Here is a 10,347-nt window from a genome sequence, read left to right as displayed (position 1 = left end):
CGATAGACGAGGCGAACAGGCCGTTCGCTCCACCACCCCGAACGCACAAGCCGCCCTACTGCAACCCCACCCGACAACATCCCAAACAGCCTCTATAGCGATCCAAAGCACTCACGACTCGGCGACCACCGGAGCCGGCGGCCGCTGGTTTCGGTGGGTGGGGCGTGCGAAGCTGGCTTGGATGAGCGGGCACATGTCTCCGGAGGAGTTCCGGGAGTTCGGCAGGCAGGTCGTCGACTGGATCGCCGACTACTACTCCGGCGTCGAGCGGCATCCGGTTCGGTCCCAGGTTCGGCCTGGGGAGGTCCGGGCGCAGCTACCGGCGCATCCGCCCGAGCGGGGCGAGCCGTTCGAGCGGGTGCTCAGCGACCTCGACGCCGTGCTGGTGCCGGGCGTGACGCACTGGCAGCACCCGAACTTCTTCGCCTACTTCCCGGCCAACGCCACCGGCCCGTCGATCCTCGGCGACCTGCTCTCCAGCGGGCTGGGCGTGCAGGGCATGGTGTGGGCGACCAGCCCGGCGTGCACCGAGCTGGAGACCGTCGTCGTGGACTGGATGGCCGAGCTGCTGGGCCTGCCCGACCACTTCCGGACCGACGCCGTCGGCGGCGGCGTGATCCAGGACTCGGCGTCCAGCGCCGCGCTCGTGGCCTGCCTCGCTGCACTGCAGCGGGTCAGCGACGGGGAGGTGGCGAGCCGGGGCATCACCCGGCGCCACACGCTCTACGTCTCCGCGCACACCCATTCGTCCCTGGAGCGCGCGGCGCGGATGGTGGGCGTCGGCGCGGACAACGTCCGGATCGTCGACGTCGACCCGGACACGCTCGGCATGGATCCCAAGCACCTCGATGCCCTGATCGCCGAGGATCTCGCCGCCGGCGCGGTGCCCACGCTGGTGTGCGCGACGATCGGCACCACCTCGACGACGGCGATCGACCCGGTCCGCGAGGTCGGTGAGGTGTGCCGGGCGCGCGGGGTCTGGCTGCACGTGGACGCCGCCTACGCGGGCGTTGCCGCGGTGTGCCCGGAACTGCGCTGGATCAACGACGGCGTAGCGGAATTCGCCGATTCGTACTGCACGAACGCGCACAAGTGGCTGCTCACCAACTTCGACTGCAGCCTGCTGTGGATGGCCGACCGGCGGCCCATGGTCGACGCGCTGTCGATCCTCCCGGAGTACCTTCGCAACCCGGCAACGGCGTCCGGCGAGGTGATCGACTACCGGGACTGGCAGGTGCCGCTGGGCCGCCGCTTCCGGGCGTTGAAGCTGTGGTCGGTGCTGCGCTGGTACGGCGCAGAGGGCCTGCGCGAGCACATCCGCACCACCGTCGGCCTGGCCCAGGAGTTCGCCGACCGGGTCCGCGACGACCCGCGGTTCGAGCTGCTGGAGCCGCATCCGCTGGGTCTGGTCTGCTTCCGGCCGCTGTTCCCGGAACTGTCCACCGAGGACGCCAACGACCGGATCTACCGGCTGATGGAATCCCTGAACGACTCCGGGGAGCTGTACCTGACCCACACCAAGGTGGACGGCCGGACGCTGCTGCGGCTCGCGGTCGGCTCGCCGCAGACCGAGCGGCGTCACGTGCTCGCGGCCTGGAAGCGGATCCAGGAGGCGATGGGCTGACCTGCCCGCGAGCAGCGCGTGGCCGATCAGCACGAGCACGTGCGCCGGAGCCGGCCAGTCGCCCGCCGCAGCGGTTTGGAGGGCGTGGAACGCGGCGCCCGGCGCGGTGAAGTCGCCGATCGGTTGCAGCGGGCCCGGAATCGCAGCCAGCGGCAGGCCGGGCAGCAGCAGTGCCGCAGCGAGCGCCGCGCCGGTGCGCCGCGGCAGCGCCGCGGTCAACAACCCGCAGCTGAGCAGAGCGAGCGCGGCGAGCATGCATGCGACGAGGAAAGCCCGCTGCGGCGGCATGATGGCTGCGGCGGCCAGCGCCAGCCCGGCGAACACCGTCAGGTGCGCGAGGAACCCGGCAACCAGGTCGCTGCACCGCCGAAGGCTGGCGGCCGCGAACGTCAGCGCGACGACGATGACCGCGGGGAGCCCGACCGCGGGCGCTAGAACGCCGGATAGGACCGAGGCGATCGCCAGCGGTTGACGGGGCAGCCGCGCCAATTCCGCGCCGACGCGGCTCCCCAGATCATCCACAGTGGACGTATCTTCGCTGATTGCCATGGCCTTGACGCTAGGAACGTCTCGCGCCCGCGGACATGCGCCTTGCTACCGTGCTGGCGGGACTTCCGGCCCCCGCGGGAGTAGAGCTAGCTCTACCTCCACGCGGAAGTCACGGCCAGTGTCTTTCCGTTGGTGCCCGAGAAGATGGTCTTATGCGAATTTGGGCACGACAACGTGCGATAACCGCTGGTCGCGGGCTGGCGCTGCTGCTGCTGGCGCTGCCGGGACCGTTGCTGTTCGTGCTGTACCTGCTCGGCGTGATCGTGGCATCGATCGGCCTCCTGGGCCCGGGGGAATGGCTCATCGGACGTTGCCGGGCGGCCGCGAACCACAGTCGGCGGCTCGCGCGGGACTGGGGCGGCGTCGAGGTGCCGGTGCCCTACCGGCCGGCCCCGCCGGACCCGCAGCCGGACGCCGAAGGCTGGTACCGGCACGACAAGGCGCTGTACCGGAAACCGGGCGTCCCGCGTTACCTGAAGCGCGTCGCGTGGCTGGCGGAGGACCCGGCAACGGACCGGGATCTGAACTGGATGCTGCTCAACACGGTCGCCGGCGCGGTGCTAGGCCTGCTGGCGGTGCTCGGTGGCCAGATTTTCCTGCGGGCGCACGGGCTTTGGACGCGCATGCTGCTGAGCCCGGCCCGGCCGCGTCCGAGGCGGGAGCGGGTCTTGCGCGGGTTGCACAACCTCTGGCACCTGGCGGTCCTCGCGCTGCTGGCCGTGGTGAACCTCCTCGCCGGCGCGGTCCTGGTCGTCCTCTTCGCCCTCGCCCACGTGCTGGGCGCCTTCCTGTGGTGGCCCTGGTGCAACCGGGGCGCGCGGCTGCTGGCGGGTCTGGGCCGGAGCCTCGCCGAGAAGTGGTCGGGAGTGGCGATCGGCGAGGCCTACCTGCCGTACGTCGCGCCCGTCCCCACCTCCGACGGCCTCTACCGGGCCGGCCGGAGGCTGAGCAAGTCGCCGCGGCCCGCGATCATGCGGGCCCGCTACCGCCAGGCGATGACCGATCCGGCCAGCTGGCGCGACCTGCTGTGGCTGCTCGGCGACGCCCCGGTCACCGCCGCGCTGCTGGCCCCGCTCGCGGTGTTGTGCTGGGTCTTCGGCTGGGGCTTCTGGATTTCGTTCTGGGTTCGGGTCGGCGCCCTGTTCTTTGACGTCGGGCGGCCGTGGGCGGAGCTGCCCGCCCCGGCGAAGTGGCTCGCGGAAACGCCGCTGCTCGGGATCCCGCTCGGGCTGGCCGCCGGAGCGGCGGTCGTGGCGCTGGCGCCGCTGCTGGTGCGCGTGCATGGCCGGTGGACCGGCCTGCTGCTGGCGCCCACCGAGAAAACCCGGCTGGCGCAACGGGTTCGCCGGCTCGCCGAGACCCGCGCCGACGCGACCGAAGCCGAGGACACCCAGCTGCGCCGCATCGAACGGGACCTGCACGACGGCGCCCAGGCCCGGCTGATCGCGCTGGGGCTGAAACTCGCCGCCGCGGAGCAGCTCCTGGACAGCGACCCGCAGCGGGCCAGGGAACTGCTGGGCGAGAGCAAGGCGGAATCCAGCCAGACGCTCACCGAACTCCGCGCCCTGGTCCGGGGAATCCGCCCGCCGGTGCTCACCGAGCGCGGCCTCGTCGATGCCGTGCGCGCGCTGGCCCTCGACCTGAGCGTGCGGATCGAGGTGGCGGCGGACCTGCCCGGGCGATGCCCGTCCGCGGTGGAGGCCGCGGCCTACTTCGTGACCCGGGAGCTGGTCACGAACGCGCTCAAGCACGCCGGGGCGGACACGATCCGCGTCGAGCTGGGCTACCAGCGGGAGGCGTTGCGGATCGTCGTGACCGACGACGGCGTGGGCGGGGCCGCCCCGGACCGCGGCAGCGGGCTGCGGGGAATCCGGCGCAGGCTCGGTACATTCGACGGAACATTGCACCTCAGCAGCCCGCCCGGCGGTCCGACGCGGGCGACGATGGAGATCCCGTGCGCGTTGTCCTCGCCGAAGACCTCTTCCTCCTCCGGGACGGACTGACCACCCTGCTCGCCGCGCACGGCTGCGAGATCGTCGCGGCCGTGGAGACCGGGCCCGAGCTGGAGCGGGCGCTGCTGGAGCAGCGGCCGGACGTGGCGGTGGTCGACGTGCGGCTGCCGCCCACCCAGACCGACGAGGGGCTGCGGGCCGCGCTGGTCGCCCGGCGCGAGATCCCGGGGCTGCCGGTGCTGGTGCTGTCCCAGCACGTCGAACAGCTCTACGCGCGGGAACTCCTGGCCGACGGCACCGGCGGGATCGGCTACCTGCTCAAGGACCGGGTGTTCAACGCCGAGCAGTTCATCGACGCGGTGCGCCGGGTCGCCGCAGGCGGCACCGCGATGGACCCGGAGGTGATCTCCGCGCTCCTCGCCCGGCGGACCACCCCGCTGCAACGGCTGACGGAGCGGGAGAGCGGCGTGCTGTCGCTGATGGCCGAAGGCCGCTCGAACGCGGCGATCTCGCAGCAGCTGTTCATCAGCGAAGGCGCGGTGAGCAAGAACATCGCGAGCATCTTCGGGAAGCTCGGCCTGGAAACCTCCGACGACACCAACCGCCGAGTCCTGGCAGTGCTGGAATACCTCAAGCAGTGAACGGGGCCGTGAGTCTTTTGGGCTGCTATAGGGCCTGTTTCCAAACTCGTCCTGCGTGGCGGTGCGGGTGGCGGCCCCCTGCGGGAGTCACCGCGGTCTTCTCGCTGTGGGATCCCCGACATCGTGAATGGCCAATTCACCACGTCGGGGTTGTCCTCGCTGGGAGAACCCCGGAGGGGTGGGCATCGTGAACCCGCGGCGGTGCGGGTTGCGTGGGTGGGCTAAGCGGCTGCGCCGCTTCAAATGCAAAACGCCCGCGTTACGACATCCGCACGTCACCACATCCAAAACAGCCTCTATAGCGACCCAAAAGACTCACGGCCCCGTGCGCAGGCTCGCGAGTTCTCGAGACTTGGCTTCGCGGGCCTGATCCGGCCGGGTGCCGAGCACGCACGCCACGGCTCCGAGGGCCATTCCGAGCACGGCGGCGATCGACGGCGTTTCGCCGAGGATCGGCCAGGCCAGCAGGGCGGAAACCGGCGGGACGATGCAGAACAGGGCGCTCGCCCGGCTCGCGCCGCCGACCGCGATCGCCCGCAGGTAGTACGCGGTTCCGGCCACCGATCCACCGAGGACCAGCCACAACAGCACCGCGGTGGCCTGCGCCCAGTGCGTGACGTGGCCCTGCTCGAACACCGCGACCACGCCGACCGCCAGCGCCGCAGCCGCGGACTGCACCGCGCCACCGGTCCGGACATCGACCCCGGCGCAGTACCGCTGCTGGTAGAGCCCTCCTGCGGAGAATCCGAGCAGCCCCAGCAGAGTGAGCAGGATTCCCGGGTTCACCGCGCCGTCGGCGAGCACCTGGCCGCCGAGGGTGACGGCGACGGCGAGCACGCCGAGGACGAGCCCGATCACGCGGATCCGGCTCAGCCGCTCCCGCAGGAACCCGGCCGCGAGCGCCGCGGTGAGGACCGGGTTCATGGCGATCACCAGCGCGGTCACCGATGCCGGGACCCCGACGCTCATCCCGCCGTAGCATCCGCCGAACTGCGCTCCGTAGGTGAGGATCCCAGCGATGGCGGTGTGCCCGAGCCTCTTGCCGCCGGGCCAAGTGGCGCGGGAGCAGACCGCGATCGCCGCGAGCACCAGCGCTGCCAACGTCAGCCGCACGGCGGTCAGGAGGAACGGGGGAGCGGCGGCGACGCCCAGCTTCCCGGTGGGGAATCCGCTGGCCCAGATGAACACGATCGGCGCTGCGAGCGACAGCGGGATCGAGCGCGCGCTCTTCATGATCCCAGCCTCGCCGCCGATCCCGGCCGCGTCCAACGACGATAAGTGATCGCGATCGATTTCGATTGCTGATCGGTTAGGGTGGCCGCATGAGCGCCGTGTTGGACATCGTCGCGCTGCGCAGCATGGTCGCCGTCGCCGACTGCGGAGGGTTCCACCGGGCCGCCGCGGCGTTGTGCCTGACCCAGTCCGCGGTCAGCCAGCACCTGCGCAAGCTGGAGCGGGTGCTGGACCGGAAGCTGGTGGTCCGGGAGGGGCGGCAGGCCAAGTTCACCGCGGCCGGAGAACTCCTGCTGGCCGAGGCTCGGCGCATCCTCGACGCGCACGACGAGGCGCTGTGCCGGCTCGGCGCGGAGGAACGCCGCACGCTCGTCTTCGGCTCCACCGAGCACGCCGCCGACCGGCTGCTCCCCGAGCTGGCGACCCGGATGCGAGCCGCCTTCCCGGCGCGCGAAGTGCGGTTCCGGCTGGACCGGACGGCGCGGCTGGCGGAATCGGTGGACCGCGGCAGCATCGACATCGCGCTGTTGATCGACCGGCCGGTCGGCGGGCGGAGCCGGGACGCGGGACAGCTCCGGCTGGACTGGTACGCGGCACCGGACTGGGCGCCGCCGGGCCCCGGCGAGCCGCTGCCGATGGTCGTCTTCGACGAGCCGTGCATCATGCGGCGGCTCGCGGTCGACGCGGTGACCGGGATCGGCCGGTATCCGGACCTGGTGTGCGAGGCCGCCGATCTGGCCGGGGTGCTCGCGGCCGCGCGGTCCGGCCTCGGCGTCACGCTGCTGCCCTCGGCGAAGCCGCGCCTGGAAGGGCTCGTGGTGCGCGACGACCTCCCGCAACTGGAGCCCGCGCCGCTGCGGGTCCGGGCCCGTCCCGGACTCGCCGACGACCTCGCGGATCTGGCGGCGAAGACCGTGTGCGAAGTGGTCGAAGCGCACTCGTGAGGGCGCTTCTCACGCGGTGAAGGGCTCCTCCGAAGCCTCGGAGGCGCCCTTCGGCTGCGCGTCAGGCGGGCAGGTGCACGCGACGGTGCAGGCGTTCGCTGATGTCGCCGGCGGCGTTGTCCAGCAGCTTGTGCGCCAGTTCGAACAGGGCGCGGGCGATCGCGATCTCGTCGCCGATCTGCGGTACCTCCGGGTCGTCCGGGTGGCGTCGCGCGGTGCCGTGCCCGTGCAGCGCCTGGCCACCCGGCGTGGTGAACCCGACGTCGGCGGTGGTCTTCGCGCCAGCCTCCACGACCTGCAGGTTGAGCGTGATGGTGTGGGTCTCGTTCATGGTCGCCTCCTGTTCCCGTCGGCCCGCGTTCCCGCAGGCCGTTGAGGTCGCCGTAGCCCAAGCATGCGCTGGCCGACCGGAACCGCGAAAGACCGGTGTTCACCCGTTCGAGTCGCCGCCGATCGGCCGCGCAGACTGGTAAGCGCGACGTACCCAACCGGGCCTCGTCACCAAACAAACGGCCCCCCCGGAGCACCTGAGACGCAGATCCGCGGACCGGCTCCCGCCGTGATCGACTTCACCCGGGGTTTGACCTCGGGTCGCGGGGCAGGCAAAGATACGGCCGCCGACAGTGCAGGAACCCGGTGCGAATCCGGGACGGTCCCGCCACTGTGACCGGGGAGTGGGCCCCACTCGTTGCCACGGCTGCCAGCAGCTGGAAGGCCGGGGTGCCACGTCGATCCGGGAGTCAGGAGACTGCGCGCCGGCCCCGCGCCGCGCCGCGGCGTGCGGACACCGAGCCCCTCGGGCGGGAAACCCAGGAGGTCGGAGATCTCATGTCTTGGGATGCCGAAACCAGTCAGCCGCAGGCCAGTTGGGGCGCCACCGAGCGCCGGAAAGCAGCGGCCGTGCTGGCCGCAGTCGGAGTGCTCCACCTGGCGGGTTGGGGAGCGTACCTGCTGCAACAGCAGGAATTCAGCGTGGTCGGAGGGTTGGCCGCCGCGGGGATGACCGCGTACCTGCTCGGATTGCGCCACGGGTTCGACGCCGATCACGTCGCGGTGATCGACGACGCCACGCGGCTGCTGATGCAGCGCGGCAGGCGCCCGGTGTCGACCGGCATGTGGTTCGCCCTCGGGCATGCCAGCGTCGTGCTGTTCCTCGCCGTCGCGGTCGCTTTCATCGCCGGACCCGCCGCGCAGCAGTGGGCCGAGGACGCCGGCGTGCAGGTCGCCACCGTCGTGGACCTGATCGTGATCGCCGTGCTGAGCACGCTGGCCGTGCTCAACGCGCTGGTGCTGCGCGACGCCCTGCGCCTGCTGCGCCGCGCTCGTCGCGGCGCCGTGGACGAGGCCGAGGTCGAGCTGGTCCTCGGGCGGCGCGGTCTGCTCGCCCGGGTGCTGCGCGGGCGGATGCGCAACGTGGCCCGCTCCTGGCACCTGTTCGGCATCGGGCTGCTGTTCGGGCTCGGCATGCAGACCGCCACCGAGATCACCGTGCTGGCGATGGTGTCGCCGACCGAGCACCTGTCCGCGATCGCCGTGCTGAGCCTGCCGCTGCTGTTCGCCGCCGGAATGTGCACAGTGGACAGCGTGGACGGCATGCTGATGTCCCGCGCCTACACGTGGTCGCTGGCGCGGCCCCTGCGGCGGCTCTGGGTGAACGTGACCACCACGGCGCTGACGGTGGTGCTCGCCGCGGTCGTCGCGCTGGTCGTCCTCGCCGGACTGCTCCAAGAGCTCGGCATGTCCTTCGCGCAGCCGATCGCGACCATCGGCGACCACTTCGAACTGCTCGGCTATCTGACCCTGGCCGCTTTCATGGCAGTATGGGGCGGCGCCGCGCTCTGGTGGAAAGTCGCCGCCCGCGGCGACGACGCGGAACGCGCGTGACCGGCGTCCACCGGCTGTTCCAGGTGGCGCCCCGCGGTCAGGCCGGTGATCGTGAGCCACGACGAGGTGGCCTACCGCGTTGCTGCGCACCCTGAGCACCAGGCCCCGGCGAGGTCGCCGGGGCGAAGCCCGACATGGACTACGGAAATGACCAAGCACACTGAACATCACTACTTCGCAGGCCTAGATCTTGCCGGGAAGCGGGTGGTCGTCGTCGGCGCGGGCACCGTCGCGCAGCGCCGGGTTCCGCGCCTGATCAACTCCGGTGCGCTGGTCGACGTCATCGCGCCGGAGGCGACCCCGGCCGTCGAGGCGATGGCCGAGGCAGGCGACCTGAAGTGGCACCGGCGCCCCTATGCAGCGGGTGACCTGGAGGGTGCTTGGTACGTCGTGGCGTGCGCGACCGGGGCCGAGGTGAACGCCGCGGTCGCGGCCGAGGCCGAACAGCGCCGCATCTTCTGCGTTCGCGCCGACGACGCCTCGCAGGGAACCGCCGTCACACCGGCGGTGGCCCAGCATGGCGGGCTGCTGCTCGGGGTGCTGGCGGGCGGCGACCACCGGCGTTCCGCCGCCGTGCGGGACGGGCTCGTGGAGGCGTTGCGCACCGGTGCGGTCGACGAGCGGTCCGAGCCGCCGGCGCCGGGCGTCGCCCTCGTGGGCGGCGGCCCGGGTGACCCGGACCTGATCACGGTCCGCGGGCGCCAGCTCCTGGGCCGCGCGGACGTGGTGATCACCGACCGCCTGGCGCCGGGCGAGCTGCTCGAAGAGCTCGGCCCGCACGTGGAAGTGGTGGACGCCTCGAAGATCCCCTACGGGCGGGCGGCCAACCAGGACGTCATCAACTCGCTGCTGATCGAGCACGCCAAGGCCGGGAAGTTCGTGGTCCGGCTCAAGGGCGGCGACCCGTACCTGTTCGGGCGTGGGTTCGAAGAGCTGCTGGCGTGCGTCGAAGCGGGGGTCGCGGTGACCGCGGTTCCCGGGATCACCAGCGCCTTCGCGGCTCCCGCCGCGGCCGACGTGCCGGTCACCCATCGCGGTGTCGCGCACGAGGTCGTTGTCGTGTCCGGTCACGTCGGGCCGCACGACGAGCAGTCGCTCGTGGACTGGCCGGCGCTGGGCCGACTGCGCGGCACCCTGGTGCTGATGATGGCGGTCAAGCGGATCAGGGAGTTCGCCGCCGTCCTGATCGAGCACGGCCGCGATCCGAAGTCGCCGGTCGCGGTGGTGCAGGAAGGCACCACGCGCAGCCAGCAGACGCTCCGGACGACGCTCGGCCAGGTCGCCGACGCCGTGCGGGACGCGGAGATCAAGCCGCCCGCGGTGATCGTCGTCGGGCCCGTGACGGACCTCGCGCCGACGTCGCGCCGGTAGCGGCGGTGTCGGGGGCAGTTTCAATTGAAACTGCCCCCGGGATACGCCGGTGGCGACTTCTCGCCCCTAGATGTTTGTTTCCTTGGTCGGCTGCGACACCCAACGCGCCCAGCCAGCGGGAGTCGACGCAAGCGCGAAGCGCTTGGCCC

General features: G+C 71.8%; 9 protein-coding genes and 1 riboswitch. Of the genes, 7 read left to right on the top strand and 2 right to left on the bottom strand.

The window, feature by feature from the left end:
* Positions 1–193 precede the first annotated feature (193 nt).
* The 4 genes from AB0I53_RS31245 to AB0I53_RS31230 all read left to right on the top strand — a co-directional run bounded on the left by AB0I53_RS31245 (position 194) and on the right by AB0I53_RS31230 (position 4,766).
* Positions 194–1,624: a pyridoxal-dependent decarboxylase gene (locus AB0I53_RS31245; protein ID WP_358610894.1), complete on the top strand. Its 1,431-nt coding sequence runs from the start codon at positions 194–196 to the stop codon at positions 1,622–1,624.
* Between the two features lie 18 nt (positions 1,625–1,642).
* Positions 1,643–2,059 carry a hypothetical protein gene (locus AB0I53_RS31240; protein ID WP_358610882.1) on the top strand — a complete coding sequence of 139 codons (417 nt, stop codon included), beginning with the start codon at positions 1,643–1,645 and terminating at the stop codon, positions 2,057–2,059.
* 266 nt (positions 2,060–2,325) lie between these two features.
* Positions 2,326–4,176, top strand: a complete 1,851-nt coding sequence (locus tag AB0I53_RS31235) for a sensor histidine kinase (RefSeq protein WP_358610879.1) — start codon at positions 2,326–2,328, stop codon at positions 4,174–4,176.
* Positions 4,128–4,766 carry a response regulator transcription factor gene (locus AB0I53_RS31230; protein WP_358610876.1) on the top strand — a complete coding sequence of 213 codons (639 nt, stop codon included), beginning with the start codon at positions 4,128–4,130 and terminating at the stop codon, positions 4,764–4,766. The genes AB0I53_RS31235 and AB0I53_RS31230 overlap by 49 nt, the downstream gene beginning before the upstream one ends.
* A 315-nt stretch (positions 4,767–5,081) precedes the next feature.
* On the opposite strand, the gene AB0I53_RS31225 is transcribed toward AB0I53_RS31230, so the two are convergent.
* Entirely contained in the window at positions 5,082–5,999 is a 918-nt protein-coding gene (locus tag AB0I53_RS31225; protein WP_358610873.1) for a DMT family transporter, read from the bottom strand.
* A gap of 89 nt (positions 6,000–6,088) precedes the next feature.
* On the opposite strand from AB0I53_RS31225, the gene AB0I53_RS31220 reads away from it, so the two are divergent.
* Positions 6,089–6,943 (top strand): LysR substrate-binding domain-containing protein, encoded by an 855-nt coding sequence (locus AB0I53_RS31220; RefSeq protein ID WP_358610870.1) that lies wholly within the window; start codon positions 6,089–6,091, stop codon positions 6,941–6,943.
* Between the two features lie 61 nt (positions 6,944–7,004).
* Here AB0I53_RS31220 and AB0I53_RS31215 read toward each other — a convergent pair whose 3' ends face one another.
* On the bottom strand, positions 7,005–7,274 hold the full coding sequence (locus tag AB0I53_RS31215) for a DUF1876 domain-containing protein (RefSeq protein WP_358610867.1): 270 nt from the start codon (positions 7,272–7,274) through the stop codon (positions 7,005–7,007).
* A gap of 295 nt (positions 7,275–7,569) precedes the next feature.
* Positions 7,570–7,694: riboswitch (cobalamin riboswitch) on the top strand.
* Between the two features lie 77 nt (positions 7,695–7,771).
* Between AB0I53_RS31215 and AB0I53_RS31210 the strand changes: the two genes are divergently transcribed.
* Together AB0I53_RS31210 and cobA are read left to right on the top strand one after the other, a co-directional pair.
* On the top strand, positions 7,772–8,827 hold the full coding sequence (locus tag AB0I53_RS31210) for a nickel transporter (protein ID WP_358610864.1): 1,056 nt from the start codon (positions 7,772–7,774) through the stop codon (positions 8,825–8,827).
* Between the two features lie 147 nt (positions 8,828–8,974).
* Complete coding sequence (cobA, locus tag AB0I53_RS31205) at positions 8,975–10,198, top strand: uroporphyrinogen-III C-methyltransferase (RefSeq protein ID WP_358610861.1); 1,224 nt, start codon at positions 8,975–8,977, stop codon at positions 10,196–10,198.
* Positions 10,199–10,347 lie beyond the last annotated feature (149 nt).

Source organism: Saccharopolyspora sp. NPDC050389 (assembly GCF_040655595.1).
Taxonomy (GTDB): domain Bacteria; phylum Actinomycetota; class Actinomycetes; order Mycobacteriales; family Pseudonocardiaceae; genus Saccharopolyspora.
This window is presented reverse-complemented; position numbering and strand designations above follow the sequence as displayed.